Annotated in this window: 20 protein-coding genes; 8 read left to right on the top strand and 12 right to left on the bottom strand. The window is 65.7% G+C overall.

The genetic code is table 11. The features are described from left to right. The first annotated feature begins 226 nt into the window (after nucleotides 1-226). The gene (locus IG194_RS28265) at nucleotides 227-1,138 is read left to right on the top strand and encodes a DMT family transporter (protein ID WP_058489459.1); all 912 of its coding nucleotides are present in this window, start codon (nucleotides 227-229) and stop codon (nucleotides 1,136-1,138) included. 50 nt (nucleotides 1,139-1,188) lie between these two features. Here the strand turns inward: IG194_RS28265 and gabP are convergent, their stop codons facing one another. After that, nucleotides 1,189-2,601: a GABA permease gene (gene gabP / locus IG194_RS28260; RefSeq protein WP_192353602.1), complete on the bottom strand. Its 1,413-nt coding sequence runs from the start codon at nucleotides 2,599-2,601 to the stop codon at nucleotides 1,189-1,191. A 329-nt stretch (nucleotides 2,602-2,930) separates the two neighbouring features. Between gabP and IG194_RS28255 the strand changes: the two genes are divergently transcribed. The 4 genes from IG194_RS28255 (at nucleotide 2,931) to IG194_RS28240 (ending at nucleotide 7,823) form a co-directional block, all read left to right on the top strand. Further along, nucleotides 2,931-3,695: an SDR family NAD(P)-dependent oxidoreductase gene (locus IG194_RS28255; protein WP_043273794.1), complete on the top strand. Its 765-nt coding sequence runs from the start codon at nucleotides 2,931-2,933 to the stop codon at nucleotides 3,693-3,695. 99 nt (nucleotides 3,696-3,794) lie between these two features. Then, nucleotides 3,795-5,027, top strand: a complete 1,233-nt coding sequence (eutH, locus tag IG194_RS28250) for an ethanolamine utilization protein EutH (RefSeq protein ID WP_058489457.1) — start codon at nucleotides 3,795-3,797, stop codon at nucleotides 5,025-5,027. A 105-nt stretch (nucleotides 5,028-5,132) separates the two neighbouring features. Beyond that, nucleotides 5,133-5,939 carry a helix-turn-helix transcriptional regulator gene (locus IG194_RS28245; protein WP_058489456.1) on the top strand — a complete coding sequence of 269 codons (807 nt, stop codon included), beginning with the start codon at nucleotides 5,133-5,135 and terminating at the stop codon, nucleotides 5,937-5,939. A gap of 435 nt (nucleotides 5,940-6,374) precedes the next feature. Further along, entirely contained in the window at nucleotides 6,375-7,823 is a 1,449-nt protein-coding gene (locus IG194_RS28240) for a PucR family transcriptional regulator (protein ID WP_043273790.1), read from the top strand. Nucleotides 7,824-7,880: 57 nt separating this feature from the next. On the opposite strand, the gene IG194_RS28235 is transcribed toward IG194_RS28240, so the two are convergent. The 11 genes from IG194_RS28235 to IG194_RS28185 form a co-directional block, all read right to left on the bottom strand. Then, nucleotides 7,881-9,392 (bottom strand): CoA-acylating methylmalonate-semialdehyde dehydrogenase, encoded by a 1,512-nt coding sequence (locus IG194_RS28235; RefSeq protein WP_058489454.1) that lies wholly within the window; start codon nucleotides 9,390-9,392, stop codon nucleotides 7,881-7,883. A 56-nt stretch (nucleotides 9,393-9,448) separates the two neighbouring features. Continuing rightward, entirely contained in the window at nucleotides 9,449-9,799 is a 351-nt protein-coding gene (locus tag IG194_RS28230) for a cupin domain-containing protein (protein WP_058489453.1), read from the bottom strand. 12 nt (nucleotides 9,800-9,811) lie between these two features. Further along, complete coding sequence (locus tag IG194_RS28225; protein ID WP_058071869.1) at nucleotides 9,812-11,194, bottom strand: NAD(P)/FAD-dependent oxidoreductase; 1,383 nt, start codon at nucleotides 11,192-11,194, stop codon at nucleotides 9,812-9,814. Between the two features lie 35 nt (nucleotides 11,195-11,229). Next, the gene (locus IG194_RS28220) at nucleotides 11,230-12,624 is read right to left on the bottom strand and encodes an amino acid permease (protein ID WP_058489452.1); all 1,395 of its coding nucleotides are present in this window, start codon (nucleotides 12,622-12,624) and stop codon (nucleotides 11,230-11,232) included. A gap of 499 nt (nucleotides 12,625-13,123) precedes the next feature. Then, nucleotides 13,124-14,338 (bottom strand): NAD(P)/FAD-dependent oxidoreductase, encoded by a 1,215-nt coding sequence (locus IG194_RS28215; protein ID WP_058489451.1) that lies wholly within the window; start codon nucleotides 14,336-14,338, stop codon nucleotides 13,124-13,126. 9 nt (nucleotides 14,339-14,347) lie between these two features. Further along, nucleotides 14,348-15,649, bottom strand: coding sequence for an amidase (locus IG194_RS28210; protein WP_058489450.1), 1,302 nt, complete (start codon nucleotides 15,647-15,649; stop codon nucleotides 14,348-14,350). Further along, nucleotides 15,636-16,862, bottom strand: coding sequence for a DUF1116 domain-containing protein (locus IG194_RS28205; RefSeq protein ID WP_058489449.1), 1,227 nt, complete (start codon nucleotides 16,860-16,862; stop codon nucleotides 15,636-15,638). The genes IG194_RS28210 and IG194_RS28205 overlap by 14 nt, the downstream gene beginning before the upstream one ends. Continuing rightward, entirely contained in the window at nucleotides 16,862-17,482 is a 621-nt protein-coding gene (locus IG194_RS28200) for a hypothetical protein (RefSeq protein ID WP_058489448.1), read from the bottom strand. The genes IG194_RS28205 and IG194_RS28200 overlap by 1 nt, the downstream gene beginning before the upstream one ends. A gap of 21 nt (nucleotides 17,483-17,503) precedes the next feature. After that, nucleotides 17,504-17,848 (bottom strand): non-heme iron oxygenase ferredoxin subunit, encoded by a 345-nt coding sequence (locus IG194_RS28195; RefSeq protein WP_058489447.1) that lies wholly within the window; start codon nucleotides 17,846-17,848, stop codon nucleotides 17,504-17,506. Continuing rightward, complete coding sequence (gene gloA, locus IG194_RS28190; protein ID WP_009620073.1) at nucleotides 17,848-18,252, bottom strand: lactoylglutathione lyase; 405 nt, start codon at nucleotides 18,250-18,252, stop codon at nucleotides 17,848-17,850. Before gloA ends, IG194_RS28195 begins: the two co-directional genes overlap by 1 nt. Nucleotides 18,253-18,255: 3 nt before the next feature. Continuing rightward, nucleotides 18,256-19,380 carry an aromatic ring-hydroxylating oxygenase subunit alpha gene (locus IG194_RS28185; protein ID WP_064987689.1) on the bottom strand — a complete coding sequence of 375 codons (1,125 nt, stop codon included), beginning with the start codon at nucleotides 19,378-19,380 and terminating at the stop codon, nucleotides 18,256-18,258. A gap of 239 nt (nucleotides 19,381-19,619) precedes the next feature. Here IG194_RS28185 and IG194_RS28180 point away from each other — a divergent pair, with 239 nt between their 5' ends. The 3 genes from IG194_RS28180 to IG194_RS28170 all read left to right on the top strand — a co-directional run bounded on the left by IG194_RS28180 (nucleotide 19,620) and on the right by IG194_RS28170 (nucleotide 23,134). Next, entirely contained in the window at nucleotides 19,620-20,498 is an 879-nt protein-coding gene (locus IG194_RS28180) for a LysR substrate-binding domain-containing protein (protein ID WP_009620070.1), read from the top strand. Between the two features lie 203 nt (nucleotides 20,499-20,701). Next, on the top strand, nucleotides 20,702-21,574 hold the full coding sequence (locus IG194_RS28175) for an NAD-dependent epimerase/dehydratase family protein (RefSeq protein WP_058489446.1): 873 nt from the start codon (nucleotides 20,702-20,704) through the stop codon (nucleotides 21,572-21,574). 171 nt (nucleotides 21,575-21,745) lie between these two features. Continuing rightward, nucleotides 21,746-23,134 (top strand): MFS transporter, encoded by a 1,389-nt coding sequence (locus IG194_RS28170; RefSeq protein WP_225617137.1) that lies wholly within the window; start codon nucleotides 21,746-21,748, stop codon nucleotides 23,132-23,134. Nucleotides 23,135-23,614: the final 480 nt, after the last annotated feature.

Here is a 23,614-nt window from a genome sequence, read left to right as displayed (position 1 = left end):
AAAATCCTGACCTGACCCGCAGTACAGCCCCCAGCGCCGCCCGGCGCCGGGGGCGCCACCCATCCAGGGCGGCGAACGAACAGCACGGCTCACGGAAGAGCTTCTCAATGCTGCATCGCCGTCGGTGTCGGCCCGTGCCGCTCACCACACACAACCTTCTCGACCAGACACCCAACCGTTGCGCACGGCGCAGCGGCGCGCACACCATTTTTGAAGAATCACTGCCATGCTTACATCCGACCTCCCCCACACAACTTGCGCCTCGGCGCACCGCAACGCCCTGCTGGTGGCCCACGTCGCCGCCGTACTGTTCGGCCTGACCGGTATCCTCGGCGCCTTGATCCAGGCCGACGCCAGCGTCATCACCTACGGCCGCGCCGCCTTCGCCATCGTCGCCCTGGGCGCCGTCGCCCAGCTGCAGCGGCGCCCGCTGCTGCGTGGCCTGAGCTGGCGCAAGATCGGCGTGCTGGCGCTGACCGGGGCGCTGCTGACTTCGCACTGGGTAAGCTTCTTCATCGCGGTCAAGGTCGGCGGCGTCGCGGTCGCGACCCTCGGTTTCGCCAGCTTCCCGGCCTTCATCGCCCTGCTGGACCTGGCGGTGTTCCGCGAGCGGATCGGCTTCGGCGAAGCCTGCCTGCTGCTGATGGCCACGGCGGGGCTGGTGCTGGTGGTGCCGTCGTTCGACCTGGCGGACCAGGGCACCCTGGGCCTGCTCTGGGGCCTGGGCTCGGGCCTGTCGTTCGCCCTGCTGGCGATCGCCAACCGGCGCGCCACGCGCGGCATGGACGCCATGCAAGTGGCCTTCTGGCAGAACCTGACCGTCGCCGTGCTGGTTTCGCCCTTCGCCCTGACGCACCTCGCCCACCATGCGCTGCTGCCGGCGGACTGGGTCTACCTGGCGCTGCTGGGCATCTTCTGCACGGGCCTGGCGCAGTACCTGTTCGTCAAGAGCCTGGATGCGCTGGAAGCCCGCAGCGCGGGCATGATCATCTCGCTGGAGCCGGTCTACGCCATCGCCTGCGCCTGGCTGCTGTTCGGCGAGCAACCCTCGCTGCGCATGCTGCTGGGGGCGGCGCTGATCATCTTCGCCACCCTCCTCTCGGCTCGCAGCAAGCTGTCCCAATCCACTGTGCACTGACGCGACGACGGGAAGCCGGCCCTGGCCTCCCGTCGCTTTCTACGCGGGCCTCAGGCGCCCCGCTCCACCGTGCCGGAACGCGCGGCCGCCGTGGCGTGCCGGCGCGCGGTGAGGTTGCCGAGCAGCAGGATGACCACTGCCAGCGCCAGGGTGGAAGTCACCTCCAGGCGGTGCTCCGGCATCACGAACATCACGCCCAGGGCGAACACGATGAAGCCGATCACCGCCCAGGTCAGCCAGGGGAACAGCCACATCTTGAAGGCGATCTCGGCGTTGCGCCGCTGCAGGATCGAGCGCATGCGCAGCTGCGAGAAGGCGATGACCAGGTATACCAGCAGCGCGATGGAGCCGGAGCTGGCCAGCAGGAAGGCGAACACCTGGGCCGGGGCGAAGAAGTTCACCGCCGTGGTCAGCATGCCGATGACGGTGCTGGCGATCACCGCCGCCCGCGGCACGCCGGCTGCCGAGGTGCGACGGATGAAGGCCGGTGCGTCGGAGCGCTTGGCCAGGGAGAAGATCATCCGCGAGGAGATGTAGATCGACGAGTTCAGGCAGCTGGCCACCGCCACCAGCACCACCATGTCCACCAGGAACTTCGCGTAGGGGATGTGCATCACCTCCAGCGCGCGCTGGTAGGAACCCTGCACCGGCAGCAGCGGGTCGTTCCAGGGCACCACGGAAATGATCACGAAGATCGACAGCAGGTAGAACACGCAGATGCGCCAGATCACCGAGCGGGTGGCCTTGGCGATGTTCTTCGCCGGGTTGCCCGACTCGGCGGCGGCGATGGTCACCGCCTCGGTGCCGAGGAAGCTGAACATGGTGGTCAGCAGCGCGCCGATGATCGCCGTCCAGCCATTGGGCATGAAGCCGCCGTTGCTCGCCATCAGCTGCGAAAGGCCGCTCACCTCGCGGCCCGGCAGGCCGCCGGCCAGGGCCACGGCGCCCAGGGCGATGAACAGCACGATGGCGATCACCTTGAGCATGGCGAACCAGAACTCGAACTCGCCGTACTTGGACACGCTGAACAGGTTGGTGAGGGTCAGCAGCACGGTCATCGCCAGGGCGAAGAACCAGGACTCCACCTGCGGGAACCAGTTGTTCAGCACCACCCCGGCGGCGATCGCCTCGATGGGGATCACCAGCACCCAGAACCACCAGTACAGCCAGCCGATGGTGAAGCCGGCCCAGCGGCCGATGGCCTGGTCGGCATAGGTGGAGAAGGAGCCGGTGTCGGGGCTGGCCACGGCCATTTCCCCCAGCATGCGCATGACCAGCACCACCAGGGTGCCGGCGAGCACATAAGCCACTATGGCGGCGGGGCCGGCAGCCGCGATGGCGTGCCCCGAGCCTACGAACAATCCCGCGCCGATCACGCCGGCGATGGAAAGCATGGTGACGTGCCGCGGCTTGAAGCCTTGCGCGAGCTCGCCATTGCGGATTTGCGTTCTTGTCGTTGTCATCCTGAGGCCTTCTTCGTTGTTCTTGTCATGTCCGTGCCCAATGCCGCCAGCCAGGGCCGCATTGCGCGAAGCCAAGCTAGTTCACGTGCGCTGCCGGGCAGTTGTTCCAGCGCGCCGCTTCCTTGACCAGGCCCGACAGCGACGGCCGCAACGCAGCGCCGCCGCCCTCCCCGCATAGCGCTTCCCGCCCATCGGAAAAACGACTTTTATTTCTTTAAAAACAAAGAGATAGGCCAGCGTATATCCGCCGGCATATGGACACCCACAAGGCCCGTCCCTAGCGTGGAGCCCCACGGCAATCCCACACCAACAACAAGCAGGAGATACCCATGGGACGACTGAACGGCAAAGTGGCGCTCATCACCGGCGGCGCGGGCGGCTGCGGCCTGGCCGCTTCCGAACTCTTCGCCCGCGAAGGCGCCAAGGTCGCCTTGCTCGACCTTCCGCACAGCGACGGCAAGGCGGTGGCCGAGCGGATCAACGCCGCCGGCGGCACGGCCCTCTTCGTGCCCACCGACGTCTCCGTCGCCGAACAGGTCGAGCGCGCGGTGGCCCAGGTGGAGGAACGCTTCGGCGCCATCACGGTGCTGATGAACCACGCCGGCACCATCCACGTCGGGCCCTTCCTGGAAACCCGCGAGAGCGACTGGGACCGGCTGATGAACATCAACGTGAAGAGCATGTTCCTGGTCACCCGCGCCGTGCTGCCGAAGATGATCGAGGCCGGCGGCGGCAGCATCATCTGCACCTCGTCCATCTCCGGCGTGGTCGGCACTCCCATGGAGGTCCTGTACTGCACCACCAAGGGCGCCTGCCACATGTTCGCCCGGGCGATCTCGGTGGAGTTCCGCGACCGCAACATCCGCAGCAACGCCATCTGCCCCGGCTTCATCGGCACCGCCCACGGCCGCCGCGAACTGGACCTGCTGCGCGAATTCGGCACCGAGGTTTCCGACGAGGCGCTGCGCGCCATGCAGGGCCGCCTGTGCGACCCGCGCGAGGTGGCCTCGGCGGCGCTGTTCCTGGCCAGCGACGACGCCAGCTTCGTCAACGGCGCCCACCTGTTCGTCGACAACGCCTACACCGCGGCCTGACCGGCCCGAGCCGCGCGCCCAGACCAACAACAACGCCCGGCTCGCAAGACACTTAGCTCTGCCAATAGACAAGAAACCTACAAGAGACAGAGGCAGCTAATGGAAAACATCGGCACGTACGTCATCTACCTCATCATGGCCTGCGCCGTGGTCGGCGCCATCGCCTCCATCCTCGACGCCGAGTCGGAGCTGGGCAAGGAGTTCAACGCCGGCCTGCACAGCATCGGCCCGATCTTCATCCCGGTCGCCGGCATCATGGCGGCGATCCCCTTCATCTCCAGTTTCATCAGCCACTACGTGGGCCCGCTGTTCACCGCGCTGGGCGCCGACCCGGGCATCGCCGGGGCGATCTTCATAGCCTCGGACCTGGGCGGCTACCAGTTGGCGCAGGCCCTGGCCCACGACCCGGAAGGCTGGATACTCGGGCTGATCACCGGCTTCCAGTCCGGCTCGACCATCATCTTCGTCATCCCCGTGGGCCTGGCCATGCTCGCCAAGGCCGACCACAAGTACATGGCCCTGGGCATCATGGCCGGGCTGCTGAGCATCCCCATCAGCATCGTGTTCATCGCCATGGGCATGCAGCTGCTGGGCCTGGGCGTGCGCCCGGACATCGCCACCAGCGGCGCCGCCACCCTGCAACTGCACTTCGACCTGCCGATGCTGCTGCGCAACCTGCTGCCGCAGATTCTCTTCTGCATCGCCCTGGCCGCCGCGCTGCGCTACGTGCCGGGGCTGATGGTGCGGTTGTTCCTCAAGCTGGGCAGCATCATGTACGCGGCGGTCACGCTGATCCTGGTGGCGTCCATCGTCGAATACTTCACCGGCTTCTTCACCGCCAACTTCGGCAGCTGGGGCTTCGCCCCCATCATCGCCGACAAGCAGGACCAGTTCCGCGCGCTGGAGATCTCCGGCTACGTGGGCATCATGCTCTGCGGCGCCTTCCCGATGGTCTACCTGATCAAGCGCTTCCTCTCCCGCCCCATCGAGCGCGTGGCCTCGCACCTGGGCCTGTCGCCGGTGGGCGCGGCGGGCATCCTCGCGGCGTCGGCCAACATCCTCGCCATGTTCCGCCTGGTGTCGGACATGCCGCCCAAGGACAAGGTGCTGGTCATCGCCTTCGCGGTGAGCGCGGCCTTCACCTTCGGCGACCACCTGGCCTACTCCGCCAACTTCCAGCCGAGCTTGATCCTGCCGCTGATCATTGGAAAACTCGGCGGTGGCCTGATCGGCATGCTCCTGGCCTACTGGCTGGCGGTGCCCAAGGCGCAGCAGCTGGGCAGCCAGGAAGCACCGCAGGACGCACTGCGCGCCTCGACCGGACTGTCCTGACGCACCCGCGCAGGGGCGCCCCGCGGCGCCCCTGCCAGGCCCAGGCACCCGCCGGCCCCGCGCCGGCGCGGCAACACCGGCTCAAGACAGGCGACGCAGCCCTCCATGAACAGCCAAGACGCGAAGAAGCTGGCGGACCTGATGGCCGCCGTCGGCACCGACAAGCTGGGGCACGCCATCGGCTCGCTGCTGGACGGCAAGGTCGGCTTCGACATGAGCTGCGGCTACCTGTTCCGCTTCGACTGCAACGCGCAGCTGCTGCACGACGGCTACAACGGCCAGGTGTCGGCGAAGACCCTGGAGGCCTATTCCCGCGGCGGCTACCTGCTCGACCCCTTCTACGTGGCCAGCATGAACCGCCACCCGGCCGGCCTGTGGCGCATGAGCGACCTAGCGCCGGACAGCTTCTTCTCCTCCGGCTTCGCCATCTCCCGCGACCTACACCCCTGCGTGTCGTCCACCCACGGCACCCAGGTCGAGGAGATCGGCTACATCATCCACCTGCAGCCGCGCACGGCCATCGTCTTCTCGCTGATGAAGGCCGAGGACCACGGCCCCTTCGCGCCGCAGGAAGTCCGCCACCTGGAAACCCTGGCGCCAGTGATAGCCGCGGCCTGGGAACTGCACTGGCGCACCGCCCTGAAGCCCGCCGAAGCCACCACGGAAGCGCCCGAAAGCGAACTGGAGAGCGCCTTCGTCGACATCCTCCAGGGCCAGTTGACCGACGCCCAGCGCTACATCGCCAAGCTCATCCTGCAAGGCCACAGCAACGCCTCCATCGCCCACCTGCTGGGCATCTCCGAAGGTACCGTGAAGGTCCACAAGCACAACATCTACCAGCGCCTGGAAATCTCCAGCAACTCGGACCTGTTCCGGTTGTTCATCGGTTACATCGCGCAGTCGGCGAGGTAGGGATGTTTGCTCTGTTGGCAGAGTCCGCTCCTTGGCTCCAGGGAAGCCCCGTAGGATGGGTTGAGCTTGCGAAACCCATGCGGTTGCGGTGATGGGTATCGCTTCGCTCAACACCATCCTACGAAAAGCCATGCTCGCTCATGCGGTAGGAGCGGACTCCGTCCGCGATTGGGCCCACCGACCACGCCGAACGCCCCGGCGGCACGGCCCACTGCGGATACAGGAGTGCCAGGATGACTCCGGACTCCCCCCCACTCCGAACGGCCCCCTCTCCCTCCGGGAGAGGGCTGGGGTGAGGGTGCTCTTCTGCGAACCTCCGCTCCAACCTCAACCCCATCACTCCACGCTCACAAGAATGACAAGAGAGAGCTAGGCGCCCCCGGATAACTCCGGATAATGAACGGCATCCCGCCCGCGTCGAAACAAGAGGCCCCAATGCTCACCGTGCAAGACCTGATCGAGATCGAACTGCTGAAACTGCAGGCGGTCGCCGGCCTCGCCGGCACCGGCAGGCTGATCACCTGGGCCCATGCCGTCGACCTGCCGGACCCGTGGCGCTGGGTTTCCCCGGGCGACCTGGTCATGACCACCGGCGTTGGCCTGCCCGAAGCCGCGCAGGAGCAGGTCGCCTGGCTGGAGCAACTGGTGCAGAGCAACGCCAGCGCACTGGTAGTCGCGCCCCGTGACGACGCCCCGGCGCTGTCGGACGAGCTGCTGGCGGCGGCCGATCGCCTGTTGTTCCCCGTTCTCCGCGGCAGCTTCGAGCTCGAGTTCGTCAAGCTGTCCCACCATGTGATCGAAAGCGTGCTGCAGGCCCAGCGCGAGCGCTTCAATGCCAGCGAGCGGCTGTTCCAGACCTACGCCGAAGCCCTGCGCAAGGAGCCCGACATGGCCGGCCGCCTTTCGATCCTGGCCGCCACGCTGGACATGTACCTGGCGATCGAGGACGCGGTCAGCGGCGTCGACATCGTCGAAACCCGCTCGGCCCGCAGGCCGCCCCCGGAGCGGCTGGAACGGATACCCATCGCCGGGCGGGCGCGGGCCAACCTGGTCATGGCCCGCAAGGGCGAAAGAATGCTGGACGACCCCCTCCTGGTACGTTCGCTGGTGGGCCTGCTCGGCGTCGAGCTGGAACGCCTGATGATCCACCGCGACCAGCAGCGCGAAGAGGGCTCGGCGCTGCTGCGCAGCCTGCTGGAAGGCGAGACGGAGTTCAGCCTCGCCCGCCCCCTCCTGGAACAACGGGGCCTGCTCGGCACCCTGGTGTGCCTTGCGATCAAGCCGGGCGGCAACGGGCCCTGGGGGCCGGACGAACTGCACCAGGCGCCCGCCCTGCACCAGGCCAGCCCCCTGCTGCTGAACGACAAGGGTCTGCTGCTGGCGATCAGCCGCGACGACAACGAGCTATTCGATGCCCTGCGCAGCAATCTCGGCGAGGGCACCGTGATCGGCGTGAGCGGGCCGATCGCAGCGGCGACGGGCTTTCGCGAAAGCGTCAGGCAGGCGCGCCTGGCCCTGGCCCAGGCGCAGGAAGTGGAGGCTGGCGTGCTGCGCTATGGCGAGGCGGAGACCGGCCTGATCATGGCGCCGAAGTCCCTCGCCGAAGCCCGGGCGCTGGTGGGGCGCTACCTGGGCCCGCTGATCGAGCACGACCGCACCCAGGGCGCCGCGCTGCTGCCCACGCTGCTGGCCTTCCTGGAAAACGACGGGAACTGGAAAGCCACCGCCTTCGACCTGGGCATCCACCGCCAGACCCTGGTCTACCGGCTGAAGCTCGTGGAACAGCTGACGGGCCTCAAGCCCACCTCCACCAACGGCATCGCACGCTTCTGGATCGCGCTCCAGGCCGCGAAGAACACCGAGCTGTTCGACCACACCCCTTGAATGCGAACGGCCCCGCACCTGGGGTGCGGGGCCGTCGGAGCCCAGTCGCCGCCAGCCTCAGTCGCTGGTCGGCATCGCGAACTCGGCCCCCTTGGCGATGGCCTGCGGCCAGCGCTGCATGATGCTCTTCTGCCTGGTATAGAAGCGCACACCCTCCTCGCCATAGGCATGCATGTCGCCGAACAGACTCTTCTTCCAGCCGCCGAAGCCGTGCCAGGCCATCGGCACCGGGATCGGCACGTTGATGCCGACCATGCCCACCTGGATGCGCCGGCCGAACTCGCGGGCGATGTGGCCGTCGCGGGTGTAGAGGCTCACGCCGTTGCCGAACTCGTGGTCATTGATGAGCTGCACCGCCTCGGCGAAGTCCTTGACGCGCAGGCACGCCAGCACCGGGCCGAAGATTTCTTCCCGGTAGATGCGCATGTCGGGGGTGACGTCATCGAACAGCGTTCCGCCCAGCCAGAAGCCATCGCCGCAGCCCTCGCCCGCCGCCTCGCCGTCGAAGCCACGGCCGTCCACCAGCAGCGTCGCCCCTTCCCGGACGCCCTGCTCGATGTAGCCGGTGATGCGTTCGAGCGCCGCACGGGTGACGATCGGCCCCATCTCGGCCGCCAGGTTGCTGCCCTCGAGCACCTTGAGCGCGCGGGTACGTTCGATCAGTTTCGGCATGACCTTCTCGGCGGTCTCGTCGCCGACGAAGACCGCCACACTGATGGCCATGCAGCGCTCGCCGGCCGAACCGTAGGCGGCGCCGATCAGCGCATCCACCACCTGGTCGATGTCGGCATCGGGCATGACCACCAGGTGGTTCTTCGCCCCGCCCAGGGCCTGGACGCGCTTGCCGTGGCGCGCGCCGGTCTCGTAGATGTGGTTGGCGATGGGCGTGGAGCCGACGAACGAGATGGCCTGCACGTCGGGATGTTCGAGCAGCGCGTCGACCGCCGTCTTGTCGCCCTGCACCACGTTGAACACGCCGTCGGGCAGGCCGGCCCGCTTGAGCAGCTCGGCGATGAACAGGCTTGGGCTGGGGTCGATCGGGCTGGGCTTGAGCACGAAGGTATTGCCGGTGGCCAGGGCCACGGGGAACATCCACATCGGCACCATCACCGGGAAGTTGAACGGCGTGATGCCCGCCACCACGCCCAGCGGCTGGCGCAGCGTCCAGTTGTCGATGTTGCTGCTGACCTGGTCGGTGAAGTCGGTCTTCAGCAGTTGCGGCGCGCCACAGGCGAATTCGACGATCTCGATGCCGCGGGTGACTTCGCCCTGGGCGTCGGTGAACACCTTGCCGTGCTCGGCGGTGATCAGCCGGGCCAGTTCGTCGCGGTGCTCGTTGAGCAGGGCCAGGAAGCGGTTCAGCACCCGCGAGCGGCGCAGCGGCGAGAGATTGCTCCAGGCCGGGAAGGCGGCCTTGGCGGCAGCCACCGCCGCGTCCACGTCGGCGTGGCTGGCCAGTTGCACCTGGCCGGTGACGACGCCGGTGGCCGGGTTGTAGACCGGCAGTTGCTGTCCGCTGGTAGCCTGTACCTGGGCGCCGGAGATCCAATTCATGATGGTTTGGGTCATTGTCTTTCTCACATCAAGGGATAACAGCGGTAGCGCTCAGCCACCACCTTGCAGAATCAGTAGATCGCGTACACCTTGCGCACGGTCTCCAGCACATCCCAGCGCCCGGTCCAACCCGGAGGCAGGATGATCAGATCGCCACCAGTCACTTCCACCACCTCGCCGCTGCCGCTATCGGTGAGCAGCGCCTTACCGGAGATGATGTAGGTGAACTCGGTGTCGGGGCGTTCGACCACCGGCCAACCGCCTGGCTGGCACTCCCAGACGCCGAGGTTGCCGGTCGCCTCGGGCGCCAGCTGCTGGATGGCGATCTGCGGGTCGCCCTTGTCCGCCCCGGCGCGCTGGCCGGCGGGGGTCAGGGGCAGGGACTGGATGGCGGCGGACTTGATGATCGTGAAAGTGCTCACGGCGTACTCCTGTTAATGCGCACCTGTCAGCTTCTCGAGCAACATCGCGGTGCGGGATGGACGATGGGTGATGCGCTCTTCGATGTCGCTCAGCGAGGCCGCGGCGAGCCCACTGTTGACACCCAGCCAGCGCAGCGGCTCGGGCTCCCAGGACGGGGAGCGGTGGTTGACCAGGGGCAAGGCGTTGATCGCCTCGTCGCGGCCCTGGATCAGGTTGCGCAGGATGCGCCCCGCCAGGTTGCTGGTGGCGACGCCATCGCCCACGTAGTTGCCGGCCCAGGCGATGCGTTTCTTCCGGTCGATGCTCACCGTGGGGCACCAGTCGCGGGCCACGCCCAGCGCGCCGCCCCAGCGGTGGGTGATGCGCGCATCGGCCAGGTCCGGGAAGAATTCCAGCAGCGTCTGGTGGATCTTCGCGTGGATACCGTCCACCAGGTCGGCCTCCTCGGTGATCCGGGAGCCCAGGCGATACGGCGCGCCGCGGCCGCCGAAAACCAGCCGCCCCTCGGCCGTGACCTGCCCGTAGACGCGAAGGTGGCGCATGTCGTTGAAGGCCAGGCGGTGGTCGAGCCCCAGCCTGCGCCTCAGCTCGGCGGGCAGCGGCTCCGTCGCCAGCACCAGCGAATACAGCGGGATGACGAAGCGCGAGTGCCCGGGTTGCTGCGAGGTGAACGCCTCGGTGGCGCGCACCGTGAACTTCGTGCGCACCGAACCACGCCCGGTGCGCACCACGCCCTCGGCAAACTCGGTGACGGCGGAATGCTCGTGGATGGTCGCGCCCATCGTCTCCACCAGCCGCGCCAGGCCACGCACCAGCTTGCCGGGGTGGATCAGCGCGCAATGCTCGGTATAGAGCCCGCCCAGCGTGCCTTCGGCGCCGACCCTGGCGCCGGCCTGGGCGCCATCGAGCAGTTGCCACTGCTCCGGCAGCCCGAAGCGCGCCGAGCCTTCCACCGCCGCCCGCGCACGGGCCAGTTGCGGCGCGCTGCGGGCCAGGGAGAGGAAGCCCTGCTTGGCGTAGTCGGCGTCGACGCCTTCCAGCGCCAGTACCCGGCCGATCTCGTCCACCGTGTCGTTCATGGCCGCCTGCAGCTTCAGCGCGGCATCGTGGGAATACATCTCGGCCACCCGGGACAGCGAGATCGGGAAGATCGCCGAGGCCCAGCCCCCGTTGCGCCCGGAGGCGCCGAAACCGACTTCGCGCTTCTCCAGCAGCACCACACGCAGGGAGGGGTCGCTCTTGAGCAGGTAGTAGGCCGTCCACAGGCCGGTGTACCCCGCGCCGACGATGACGACGTCGGCGTCCGTGGTGCCCTCCAGCGCAGCGCGGACCGGGCCTTGTTCGAACCAGAGCGGCTTGTTGGGTAACTGGGTCAGATCGAATTTTGCGGTCATGGGGTTGGCTTCCAATTGACGGCCATGGGTGGGGGCTACGAAGCGCTGCGTGCGGGTAGCACGCCGGCTTGCCGGCGGCAGCGGGACAGCCGCACCAGCGCGTAGGAGGCGGCGATCGCGGCGATGGCGATCAGGCACTGCAGCAGGCTGATCTGCATCGAGGGGTCGAAGGCCATGCTCACCAGCACCGCCACGATCGACGCGGTCACCAGCAGCGGCAGCCAGGGGTGGCCCCACATCGCGAACTTCAGGCTGCCCTCCTCCACCCATCTGCGGCGCAGCTTGAGCTGCGACAGGCAGATCATCAGGTAGACGAACAGGAAGACGGTGCCGGAGGAGTTGATCAGGAACTGGAACACGGTATCGGGCCAGAGCGCCGCGATGACCACGCAGCCATAGCCCACCAGGGTGGAGGCGATGACGCCGCGCACCGGCACGCCCTTGCGGCTCACCCCGGCGATCCAGCGCGGCGCCTCGTCGTTGGAGGCCAGCACGTACAGCAGGCGTGACGAGGTGTAGAGCCCGGCATTGAGCACCGACAGCACCGCCACCAGGATCACCGCGGTCAGCATGTGGCCGGCGCCGGGAATGCCGATGTGCTCCAGGGTGGCCACGAACGGCGACTTGCCGGCCTTGATCTCGGTCCACGGCTGCGCGACCACGATGAAGAAGGTCGCCAGGACGAAGAACACCAGGATGCGCAGCATCACGGTATTGACGGCCTTGCGGATGTTGCGCGAGGGGTCCTCGGACTCCGCCGCGGCGAGGGTGGCGACTTCCACGCCGGTCATGGAGAAGATGACCACCACCACGCCGGTGAACAGCGACGTCACGCCGTGGGGCAGGAACCCGCCATGCTCGGTGAGGTTGCCGAAGCTGGCGGTGGAGCCCGGCCACAGCCGGAAGGCATAGGCCCCGGCGACGACCAGGAACACGACGATGGCCGCGACCTTGACGCCGGCGAACCAGTACTCAGCCTCGCCGAAGGAGTGCACCGACATCAGGTTCAGCAGCGTCATGCCCACCATCAGCCCCAGGGCGATGGCCCACACCGGGATGTCCGGGAACCAGCCGTTGATGATCTGGCCGCCGACCACGGCCTCGAAGCCCACCACGATCACCCAGAAGTACCAGTACAGCCAGCCGGTCATGTACCCGGCCGGACGGCCGAAGGCCAGCCTCGCGTAATCGACGAAGGAACCCTTGGCGGGATGCGCGGCGGCCATCTCGCCGAGCATGCGCATCACCAGCGCGACGATCAGCCCGGTGATGGCATAGGTGATGAAAGCGCCGGGCCCGGTCGAGGCAATGACCGCGCTGGAGCCCACGAAAAGCCCGGCGCCGATGACGCCGCCCAGGGCCAGCATGCTGATGTGCCGCGTCTTGAGCGCACGCTTCAGGCGCGGGTCGTGTTCTGTCTGAATAGGCACTGGTCGTCTCCTTTTATTATTGGTAATCAACGCTGCCTTTTCAGAAGGTTAGGGACCTCCGCCAGGGCTGAACATCGACAAAATCCAAGGGACGGGCAGTTGCGCTAGACAAATGTATGAAGGGAGTCGTTGAGGGGTAGCGCGCCAGAGCACCCGGCGACCGATGCCGAACGTTTGTATGCCGCCGCAGAGAAATTCGGCGTAGGGCGCATAACCGTTCGCGGTTATCCGCCGCTGGCCGTACCACCAGGACGTCCGGCGTGGCCGGTGAATCCGATCGCGGACGGAGTCCGCTCCTACGCCCGTGCTTCCCTGAAACTGTCTTGCCGACTGCGCCGAGGTGCTTTTCGCAGGGTGGATCGCGCATACCGGCTGGCACGGCTTCTCGTAGGAGCGAGCTTGCTCGCGAACAGATTCCGCTGCGGGGCTCGTTCGCTAGCAGGAACCAGGCGTCTCCCTCGATCCTGCGAAGAGCTTCTCGGCGCGGCCGGCAAGACAGTTACAAGAGACTACGCAGGTTGCTGGCACTGTCGGCCAACGCGACCGCATCGAGGGATTTGCCGGAAGCGGCCAGACGTTTGAAAGCCGCCATGTCACGCCCCTGGTTCACAGTCGCGACTGCCAGTAGACGCCCCTCGGCGTCCAGTTCGATGACGCTGAACGCCCCCTCTTCCACCTTGCCGCGCAGCAACACCTGCCCGGTACCGCTGAAGAATCCGAGAGTCTGCAGGTTGCACCGATACTGATCGGACCAGAGCCACGGCAGTTGCGCGTAACTTTCCTCGTTGCCGAGCATGTTCGCAGCCGCCACCTGGGGCTGGTGCTCGGCCACCTGCCAGGACTCCACCCGCACATGGCGACCCAGAAGCGGGTTGAAGTGACAGGTCACGTCGCCGGCGGCGAAGATGTGCGGGTCGCAGGTCCTGCATCGCTCATCGACCACGATGCCGTTTTCCACCAGCAGGCCGATCTCCGTCGCCAGTTCGACATTCGGCAGTGCACCGATCCCAACCAGAACCTCATCGGCTTCATAGGTGCCACGACTGGATTCGATGAGCAGGCCATTGGCACTTCGCGTGATATTGCCCGGGAGCGTATCCAGGCACACGTCGACACCAGCCTGGCGATGCAGCGCCAACAAGTAATCGCCGATGACCTTGGGCATCACTCGCTGCAGCAGGGATGGCGCCGGCTCCAGAACGGTGACCTCGCAGCCGAGCTTGCGGGCGCTGGCAGCCACCTCCAGACCGATGAAGCCACCACCGAGAATGGCCAGGCGTTTACCTGCCGCCAGCCGATCGCGCAACCGGCGAGCCTGCTCCAGAGTGCGCAGGTAAAGCAGTTCCACGCCCTCCCCAACCTGCCCGGGATAGGGGCGCGCGCGTGATCCGGTCGCCAGCAGCAACTTCTCGTAGGTGATCCTTTCCCCATTGGCCAGCTCGACCTGCCTGGCGGCACGATCGACCTTCGCCACCCGGCTGCCGAGGCGCAGCTCGATCCGCTGGCTCTCGTAGAAGTCCCTTTCCTGGATGAAGGCCTTGGCCTCGTCTTCGGCGTTGAACAGGGCCTCCTTGGAAAGGATGGGACGGTCGTAGGGAAGCTCCGTCTCCTCGCCAACGAGGCAGACGCGCGCCGCAGGGGCCAGGGAACGAAGCGACTCGGCAGCACGACGGCCAGCCTGGCCCGCGCCGACGATCAGATAATCCGCATGCATGGCGTACTCCTAGAGAAGCGAAAACCGGGGACGGTCGGAAAGCACGCTTTCCACCCATTGAGCCGCACGCAGCAGGCGATCATCGCCAAACCGCGCGCCCACCAGTTGGATACCGATGGGCAGCCCGTTCCGGCCGGTCAGGGCCGGCAGCGAGAGAGTCGGTACTCCCAGCAACATCCACAGGCGACTGAACAGCGGGTCTCCCGTGCCGTCGCTGGCAAGCGGGGCGGTGCCAGGCGCGCTCGGCGCCAACAGCACGTCCCACTCTTCGAAGATCGAGGCGCTCGCGATCACGCCCTGTTCGGCACTGGACCGCGCTTCGCCGTACTCCTCGGTGGAGATCCCCTGGCCGTAGTCGATAAGGGCAAGCAGCGGCTCGCTGAGCTGTTCCCGGTAGCCGTCGTACTCCGGAGCGAGGCTGCGGGCGGCTTCGTAGGCCATCACCTTGCGCTGCAGGTCGGCGAATGCCGTGAAACTGGGCGGCAATCGGGCATCGCCGACACGGGTCCCGCACTCGCCTAGCGACAGCAGCAACTGTTCGAGTCCGTGACGTGTTTCGGGAGAGGCCTGCAGCCAGTCCGGCGTGCGGCACAGGCCGATGGAGGGAATCCAGCGCTCGCTGCTGCTGAAAGGGAAAACGCTATCGGCCGTGAGCACGGAGCGCAGCAAGCGCGCATCGTCGACAGAGCGCGTAAGGACACCCAGCGTATCCAGCGAGTGAGAGAACCCCTTCACCCCGGTGGTGGGGAAATCGCCATAGGTGGGCTTGTAACCCACGACCCCGCAGTACGACGCCGGGCGGATCAGCGAACCGGCCGTCTGCGAGCCCAGCGCCGCCGGCACCATATGGCTGGCCACCGCGGCGGCCGAGCCGCTGGAAGAGCCTCCCGGCGTGTGTTCCAGGTTGTGCGGGTTGCGGGTCTTGCCGGCCTTGAAATAGGCGAATTCAGTGGTGACGGTCTTACCCATCACCAAAGCACCGGCGCGCTTGAGCAACGCCACGGATGCGGCATCCATACCGGGGCGACGCCCGGCGTAGATCGGCGAGCCGTTGCAGGTCGGCATGTCACAGGTATCGATGATGTCCTTGATGGCAACGGGGACGCCGTGCAATGGGCCACGAACGGGTTCGTTGTCCAGCCGCCGGGCCTCGCGCAGAACCTGTTCCGCGTCGATGTGGACCCAGGCACCTACCTGGGCCTCGCGCGCCGCAACGATGGCCAGGCAATCCGTCGCCAGCTCCACCGCGCTCAACGCCCTGGTCGCGATGGCCTCCGCCGCCTCGACCAGCCCCAGTTCATGCGGACGCATCAGCTGCCTCCAGAGCCTCGAGCGCGGCTTGGAAGGGTTTCAGCGGACTGAAGAAGAAACCGCCGTCGAGACGGCCGCACAGCCCCTGCTTGTCCAGCACGCCCAGGCTGATGACCGGCCCCAGCTCCAGGCGACAGACCTGCCGGGCATCCAACCCGGTACGGTACGCCTGCGACTTGAGCAGCCGCGGGTGGGGACACTCGAGCAGCTTGCCCGGGAAGGCCCGGCCATGCTCGGAACAGGTTTGCGCCAGGCGCTGCGCGGTAAGCGGGGCGAGGTCACGGGCCATCGCCCCGCTACCGAAAGCATCGACGATGGCGCTATCGCCAATCGCACCGAGGGCGCGCAGGCGGGTCTGCTCGTCCACTCCCGGGACCAGCGGCGCATCGGCGGCGGTCACGAACCAACGCCCAGGCATGGCGGAGACCTGGATGCCGAACTGCCTACCGTTGCCGCCGATGGCGGTCACCACGCTGCTATCCGGAACATCTTCCGCGGCGAGGAAGCAGCACTTCACCGCCGCCATCCACAAGTTCAGGAAGAAGGCCGCGGACTGTTCGAGAAAGCGCCTGGCCTCATCGTCCAGGCCGTCGGAGCCGGCACGCAGCAGGAGCGCCTGGGCGATCAGCTGGCTGGCGTGCTGTGTCCGGCCATGGCAATCATCGCCCGCCGCGAGGGCCGCATCGGCCACCGGCAGCAGGTCGATAGGGCTTCTCGCGACGACGGCCTGGAGCTGCGGCGCCAGATGCCGGTTGATCCAGCGCAGACGCTGCAGGACTTCCTCGCCATATTGCCCGACACGCATGACGGGCCCGTCGCCGCCATTGAGAGTGCTGAAGCCCTGGCGAGACGGGCAGTCTTCATCCTCGATCACCAGCAACTGCATGCTCGGGGAAAGCACATCGGCCAAAGGCACGGCGCAAGCGTGGTCCTGAGCGGCATGCAAGGCCACCTCGGCGGACATCAACAATTCCTCGGCGCCCTGGCGGTCGGTGGCCCATCCCTCGAACAGGATGGCCATCAGCATCGAGTTCTTCTGCGGCGGCGAGATCAGGCTACGATCGGTGATCGGTGGCCCGGCATGGAGCAGGTAGCGCCCCTGCAGAGCCACGACATCCTTGGCTGTGGCAATGGCGGTCCAACGCGGCCGACAGCCAAGCATGGCATCGACCGCCAGCGAATCCGCCAGGTGACGGCGCAGGGCAAGGTTCATCACTGGCTCCCCTCTTCCACCCAGGTCTCGGCAAAGGCGAGGAATGCAGAGTTGAGCTTGCCGTCGAGGAAGTCGCGCTCCACCACCACACCGTCGAGCCGTTCACCGTTGAGCCGGACCTCGCCCTTTTCCGCACCCTGGAACAGGCTGTACATCCGGTGCTCGCCGGTTGCGGAAATACCCGGCCCCACGTCCGCGGCGAGGGGGCGCTGCAGCCCCTTCCAGGCCAGCGACAGGCTCACATCGCCGGCCGCAATGGTTTCCACCCATTGGCTCGGGTCCCTGTCGTCGGTGCTGCCACCGGTTGCCTGCAGCAGCGTGACATGGGGCAGCGCCTCGCGACCGCGGAAGGCGCCGAACTTCGGGACGAAACGGGTCAGCAGGTAATCCATCAGCTCCAGGTTGTCGCCGATGCACAGGTTCCTCGCGGCGGGATACCCGGCCGCGGCGGCGGGGTCCCCCAGCAGGAGGATGCCGCGACCGCGCCCATGGGCGGAGGCGACCACACGGAAATAGAGGGCCAGCACCTGCCAATCGCCCTGGGGATCGGAAGCACTCTTCAGATAGATACCGGGATTCTCCCCCGACCAACTGACGACACCTTTCTGGATGATGGGCATACGTAGACTCCTGATTTCTTGTTATGCGATTTGCAGGGTGTTTTCGAACAGGCCGATCAACACCACATCGTTTTCGACCTTGACCGGATAGCGCCGGGCGCAGGACTTGGCGGGCGCGCAGAGGACCTTGCCGGTTGCGATGTCGAACCGCGCCTGGTGCAGGGGACATTCCACTTCGCCGTTCTCGATCCAGCCCTCGGCCAGCGACGCATCGCCATGGGGGCAACGGTCCGCCAGCGCATGGAAGCAACCACCGAGGTTGAAGACGGCGATCGCCTGATCGCCGATCTGAACCCGCCTGGCCTGCTCGTCGCCGACCTCGTCGACACGACAGGCAACAGCCCAATCCTCTTCGCGCACGGACATCACACGCCCTCCACCACAGACTGCAGCAGTTCGACCCGATAGCCATCCGGGTCGAGTACGAAAGCGATTTCCCGGGTACCGCCCGACATCGGACCGGGCTCGCGCACCACCGGCACGCCGGCGGCGCGCAAGCGCTCCACGAAATCACGCAGCGAACCCACACCGAATGCCAGATGCCCCCAGGCCGTACCCTGTTCGTATGGCTCGGTTCGATCCCAGTTATGCGTCAGCTCCAGGACCGTTCCACACGCCTCCTCTTCGAAACCGATGAAGGTGTTGGTGAAACGGCCGTCGGGATAATCCGTGCTGCGCAGCAGGCGCATCCCCAACTGGCCAACGTAGAAGTCCAGCGAACGCTGCAGGTCCATGACCCGCAGCATCGTGTGCATCAGGCGTACCTGCATGGGTCAGTCCTTCATCGCTTGCAGAACGAGGTTCTGGAACTGATTGGCGCTGTCTTCCCAGTGCGGCGACATCACGCCGCCGTCCTTCATGACCGGGGAACGACGCCCCTCCTGCAGCAACTCGGCAATCCCGTGGTCTTCCTTGTGCACGCTGTACCAGAGGTTGCAGAGGTTCTCCTTGTCGGCGTCGGTGTAGTGCTGCTCGCCCACGCTGTAGAGCACACGGAACTGGCGGGTACGGTCGGCGGAAAGCGGGATATTCAGGTGCACGCCCGCCTGGTCCGGCAGGTAGATGCCCAGCACGAAGTTGGGGAACAGCGTCAGGTAGCGGGCGCTCATGTCCAGGGCGCTGGATTTCGCGGTGGTTTCCTTCTCCGCTTCCAGGTCGATGGCCGAGCCCAGGCAGCGTCCGTCGATGATGGTGTAGTGGTCCTTGAGCGGCTGGCCCGACGCGGTCTGGTCATGCACGATCGGCACGTGGTAGGGCTCGATGAAGTTCTCCATCAGGAACTTCCAGTTGCACTTCACCTCGCCGAGGTCGATCTTGCCGATCGGCTTGAGCAGCTTCACGTCGAGGATCTTGATCTGCTCGGCGAAGGAGCGGGAGTAGTCTTCGAACGCCTCGGCATCGCCGGACAGGTTGACGAAGATCCAGTCGTTCCACTCCACGTGGCGCACGCGCTTGAGACCATGCTCGGCGCGGGAGAAGCCGGGCACGTCCTGCTTGCGGAAACCACCGAAATGCGGGGCGGCTTCCAGCTCGCCGTCCAGCGAATAGGACCAGGCGTGGTAGGGGCAGCTGATCGAGCCCTGGACATTGCAGCGATCGGTTACGAGCTTCAGCCCGCGATGGCGGCATATGTTGTGGAAGACGCCGATCTCGCCCCCGTCGTTGGAGACGATCAGCAGCGGCTGGCCGGCGACCTCGATCGGCGCGCAGGTGCCAGGCTCGACGAACTCGTGGACAAAACCGACGAAGACCCAGCTCTTCGCGAATACCTTGTCCTGTTCGGTGCGATAGAACTCTTCGCTGGTATAGGCCGCCTGGGAAAGGCCCGGAAGAACATTACCGGGCTCATTGGTGCACGACTGCTCGCGAATACGGATAACTTCTTCAACGACTGACATGTTTTTATTCCTTCCTGGTCAGGCTGATGGTGAGTTTGATTGACTCGACCTGCATCCTAGAAACGCATTGCCAGGGGAACAAACGATAAGAATTCAACGGCGAATGAGAAAAAATAAAAACCCCCGTCAAATCCCGTTCACGGCCTCGTCACGATTGACGCAACAAGTCTTTTGCTCAACACTCGGAAAGCGCTTAGTGCGTACGTCGATATAGCCTTGCTGCATACAGAACAAGAATCATGACCAATCGACTTCCTCCTCTGAATACCCTGAAGACCTTCGAAGTCGCGGCGCGACACCTCAGCTTCACGCAAGCCTCTCTGGAGCTGAACGTCACGCCCTCGGCGATCAGCCACCAGATCAAGCTGCTCGAGGAAAACCTCGGGGTTCGGCTGTTCCGAAGGGAGAACAACCGCCTGCTGCTCACCGATGCGGGCAGCTACCTGCTACCGGAGTGCAGCCGCTCCTTCGCCCACCTGCTGGAGGTCACCCAGAAAGTCCGCGACCTGGGCAATGGCCGCCCGCTGACCATCGCCTTGCGCCCCTACTTCGCCCAGAAATGGCTGATGCCGCGGGTGTCTTCGTTCTGGCAGCAACACCCCGAGATCGAGCTGAGCCTGCACCACACCATCCAGTTCTCGCCGACCAGCCTCGACACCTGCGACATCGCCATCGCCTGGGCCAGCGGGCACTTTCCGGGCCTCGAATCGCATTTGCTGGTGAATGGCGACCTCACCCCCGTCTGCAGCCCCGCCACCTTGAAAACCCTGGGAAGCCCGCCGACCGCGGCCGCGCTTGCCGGGCAGGTGCTGCTGGACGAAGAGGCCCCCGACAACTGGGATCGATGGCTTGAACTGGCCGGGCAACCGCGCCTGAAACCGTTCAAGCGCGTGAGCATCGACGACACCAACGTCAGGCTCCACGCCGCGATCGATGGCCAGGGCCTCATCCTGACGTGCCTGTCGCTGCTGGAGCGGGAGCTGAACGAAGGCACGCTGGTGGCGCCGTTCCCCACGGCGCTGCCGCACTACTCCTACTACCTGCTGTACCGCCCCGACGTCCTGAGCAATCCGCAGGCGCGTATCTTCATCGATTGGCTCAAGGCCCAGGCCGCCTGAGCGGCCTGGGGACCCGGCGACAGCCCCTCCTCCAAAGGCAGAATTGCAGCCGCTTGCACAGCTGCTGCCGCCGGTGAATATGGTTCATCCGGGCCAATGAAAAATTCTCACAGGTGGCCAAGTATTTATACTTCGCGGCCCTGCTGCGAATTGGATACTCTCCTGCCTCATAAATCCAATAATATCCGAGCAGGAGATATGCAGTGCGTGAAACTTCCACTCCCCAGCCGCGCAAAGTTGTAATCACCGGAGGTAGCGGACGCCTCGGTCAATATGTGGTCGAGCAACTTCAAAACAACTTCGAAGTTAAAGTCCTGGATCTTCGCCCGCCCAAACAGAATGTGGAATTCGCAGAAGCGAATGTTCTCGACCTGGATACGCTTCGTAGAGAATTCGTTGGTGCCGACGCGGTAGTTCACCTGGCAGCCATCGACTTCGATCACCAGGCAAAACCCGAGGACTATATTCACGTCAATGTCCAGGGAACCTGGAACGTGCTTCAGGCCGCCAATGAACTGGGCATCAAGCGGGTAGTCCTCTGCTCCAGCGTCTCGGCCTGCGGTCTCTCGGAAGCAAATCCGTCCTTCGTCCCGGAGTACCTTCCGGTCGACGAAGAGCATCCCCATTACCCCGTCCAGGCCTACAGCGTCAGCAAGCAACTGATGGAGAGCATGGCCGCCAGCTTCGTGCGCCGCGGCGATATCCAGGTGGTGTGCCTGCGTCCGATGATGGTCCTGATCCCCGAAAACATCGCGCCGACCCTCGCCCGCGCCGATGATAGCTCCTCCCGCTGGCTGTTCTACTACATCACGCCCGAGGACTGCGCCCGCGCCTTCGAGGCGGCGCTGCGGGCGACCCACGTCAGCAGCGGCAACTTCTTCATCACCGCCCAGGACAGCTGCCGTGCCGAACCCACCCTGCAATGGGTGGAGCGGGTGCTCGGCAAGCTGCCGGAGATTCGCGACAAGGAGCGCTACGAGCGTGATCCCTACGCTTCGATCTTCTCCGGCGACAAGGCTCGTCAGGAACTCGACTTCGTCGCGGAAAGCCGCTGGCAGGACTTCCTGAAGGCCTGAATTCCCGTTCCGGCCCTCCCGGGCCGGACTCCCCTTCTCTTTCCACGGAGGATTCAGTCCAGTCCGTATATCGACCTACGCGTGCGAAATGACCTTGATCGACGCCGCTCGATGAACGAGCGGGTCGTCGACGAACCCACGAATGAAAACAATTAGAACGGGGTGAATGAAATGACAGTGATCACCGGATCCGACTCGGCAACGCTCGCTGATTCCTCATCAAGTGCGAACCGTGGTTCCTCCATCATCGACGACAGCCCGATGACCTTCTTCCATTGGCGGCTGCTCTTCCAATCCGCCGGCGGCCCCTTCCTCGACGGCTGGTTGCTGAGCATCATCGGCGTCGCGCTGATCGGCATGACGCCAGCGCTCGGACTGTCCGGCACGGACCTGAGCCTGGCAGGCGCGGCGGCGCTCATCGGTATCTTCTTCGGCGGTCTGGTCTTCGGTCGCATGACCGATATCATCGGGCGCCAGCTGATGTACACGATCGACCTCATCGTTCTGGTCGTCGGCTCGGTGCTCTGTGCCTTCGTCGATCACGCCTGGCAGATCATCCTGCTGCGCTTCCTGATCGGCGTCGCCATCGGCGCCGACTACCCCATCGCCACGTCATTGCTCGCCGAATGGCTGCCCACCAAACAGCGCGCGGCGATGCTCGGCTCCCTGGTGGTGGCCTGGTTCCTCGGTGCGACAGTCGCGACCTTCCTCGGCTTCGGCATGGTCGAGTACCTGGGCGAGGACTCCTGGCGCTGGATGTTGGCCAGTTCGGGTGTACCGGGCCTGATCATCCTGCTGATGCGAATCGGTACCCCGGAATCCCCGCGGTGGCTGCTCTCCAAAGGCCGGTTCGAAGAAGCCGAGGCAGTGGTCAGGAAGATCTATGGGCAGGATGCAGACCTTTCTTCCATTCGCGAGGCCGAGTCGGTGCGTCCGAAGCGCCTTGGATACTCGGCGCTTCTCCAGGGCGAGTACCTCAAGCGCACGTTCTTCTGCGGGATGTTCTATCTCTGCGCGGTTACGCCGGTTTTCGCGATCTACACCTTCGGCCCCGTCATGCTTTCGGCATTCGGGCTGAACGAGGGCAACCTCAGCAACATCGGCTACGCACTGATCAGCCTGCTGTTCCTCCTGGGCTGCCTGCCAGCGCTGCGGCTCTCGGAAACCGTCGGCCGTCGCCCGCTCCTGCTGTGGTCCTTCGCGCTGATGATCCTGCCGTTCCTGGCGCTGGGCATCGCCCCTGAAGCCCCGGTCGCGCTGATCATCTTCTGGTTCTGCCTCTACGCAGTGACCTCGGGTGGCCCGAACATCCTCGAATGGTCCTATCCGAACGAACTGTTCCCCACCGACATCCGCGCCACGGCCATGGGGGTGATCACCGCGGTCAGCCGAATAGGCGCAGCCCTGGGCACCTTCCTGCTGCCGCTTTCGCTGGAGCACTACGGCGACGGCGCCACGATGCTGATCATGGCCGCCATGACGGCGGTGGGCTTCGTGGTCTCGTACTTCCTGGCACCGGAAACCAAGGGACGCTCGCTGTCCGAAGCCAGCGGGGTCTGAGCCTCGGCAAAGTGGCCCTCGGATGATCCGGGGGCCACCTTCCTAACCCAGCCCTTGCAGATCGTGGCGGGCACCCTGGCCGGCAGCAATGGATGAGCGATGACCTCCTCGCCCGCGCAGCGTCCCAGGACAAGCCCATGCACCTGATCGAGGGTACCAACCACATGTCGCTGTACGACAAGCAACCCTATGTCGACGAAGCGGAGGCGGCGTCTACACCATCAACGCAGCCATCACCGACCATCGAATGCGCCACGTCATCGACTATCTGGCAGGCTCGGTGGAGACAGGCAGATCGCCTCTTCGTAGGGTCGAGGGGGACGCCTGGTTCTTGCTCGTGAATGAACAGCGCAGTGAAGTGTGTTCGCGAGCAAGCTCGCTCCTACGAGAAGCCGTGCCCACCCGTATGGCAGGAGCGGACCTTGTCCGCGATGGCCGGAGGCTCCGGCGCGATTCGCGGATGAGCGTTGCCCCACACCA

It is taken from the genome of Pseudomonas sp. ADPe, assembly GCF_014843515.1.
Taxonomy (GTDB): domain Bacteria; phylum Pseudomonadota; class Gammaproteobacteria; order Pseudomonadales; family Pseudomonadaceae; genus Pseudomonas; species Pseudomonas citronellolis.
The sequence above is the reverse complement of the archived record's forward strand: the minus strand, read 5'-3'. Positions and strand labels throughout refer to the sequence as shown.

What these genes read in the sequence shown, in the direction of transcription:
- IG194_RS28170 (WP_225617137.1), top strand. Translation starts at nt 21,746, where the DNA reads ATGACAGTGATCACCGGATCCGACTCGGCAACGCTCGCTGATTCCTCA.
- IG194_RS28215 (WP_058489451.1), bottom strand. Translation starts at nt 14,338, where the DNA reads ATGCATGCGGATTATCTGATCGTCGGCGCGGGCCAGGCTGGCCGTCGT.
- IG194_RS28200 (WP_058489448.1), bottom strand. Translation starts at nt 17,482, where the DNA reads ATGCCCATCATCCAGAAAGGTGTCGTCAGTTGGTCGGGGGAGAATCCC.
- IG194_RS28255 (WP_043273794.1), top strand. Translation starts at nt 2,931, where the DNA reads ATGGGACGACTGAACGGCAAAGTGGCGCTCATCACCGGCGGCGCGGGC.
- IG194_RS28180 (WP_009620070.1), top strand. Translation starts at nt 19,620, where the DNA reads ATGACCAATCGACTTCCTCCTCTGAATACCCTGAAGACCTTCGAAGTC.
- IG194_RS28185 (WP_064987689.1), bottom strand. Translation starts at nt 19,380, where the DNA reads ATGTCAGTCGTTGAAGAAGTTATCCGTATTCGCGAGCAGTCGTGCACC.
- eutH (WP_058489457.1), top strand. Translation starts at nt 3,795, where the DNA reads ATGGAAAACATCGGCACGTACGTCATCTACCTCATCATGGCCTGCGCC.
- gloA (WP_009620073.1), bottom strand. Translation starts at nt 18,252, where the DNA reads ATGCAGGTACGCCTGATGCACACGATGCTGCGGGTCATGGACCTGCAG.
- IG194_RS28205 (WP_058489449.1), bottom strand. Translation starts at nt 16,862, where the DNA reads ATGAACCTTGCCCTGCGCCGTCACCTGGCGGATTCGCTGGCGGTCGAT.
- IG194_RS28265 (WP_058489459.1), top strand. Translation starts at nt 227, where the DNA reads ATGCTTACATCCGACCTCCCCCACACAACTTGCGCCTCGGCGCACCGC.
- IG194_RS28225 (WP_058071869.1), bottom strand. Translation starts at nt 11,194, where the DNA reads ATGACCGCAAAATTCGATCTGACCCAGTTACCCAACAAGCCGCTCTGG.
- IG194_RS28235 (WP_058489454.1), bottom strand. Translation starts at nt 9,392, where the DNA reads ATGACCCAAACCATCATGAATTGGATCTCCGGCGCCCAGGTACAGGCT.
- IG194_RS28210 (WP_058489450.1), bottom strand. Translation starts at nt 15,649, where the DNA reads ATGCGTCCGCATGAACTGGGGCTGGTCGAGGCGGCGGAGGCCATCGCG.
- IG194_RS28240 (WP_043273790.1), top strand. Translation starts at nt 6,375, where the DNA reads ATGCTCACCGTGCAAGACCTGATCGAGATCGAACTGCTGAAACTGCAG.
- IG194_RS28245 (WP_058489456.1), top strand. Translation starts at nt 5,133, where the DNA reads ATGAACAGCCAAGACGCGAAGAAGCTGGCGGACCTGATGGCCGCCGTC.
- IG194_RS28195 (WP_058489447.1), bottom strand. Translation starts at nt 17,848, where the DNA reads ATGTCCGTGCGCGAAGAGGATTGGGCTGTTGCCTGTCGTGTCGACGAG.
- gabP (WP_192353602.1), bottom strand. Translation starts at nt 2,601, where the DNA reads ATGACAACGACAAGAACGCAAATCCGCAATGGCGAGCTCGCGCAAGGC.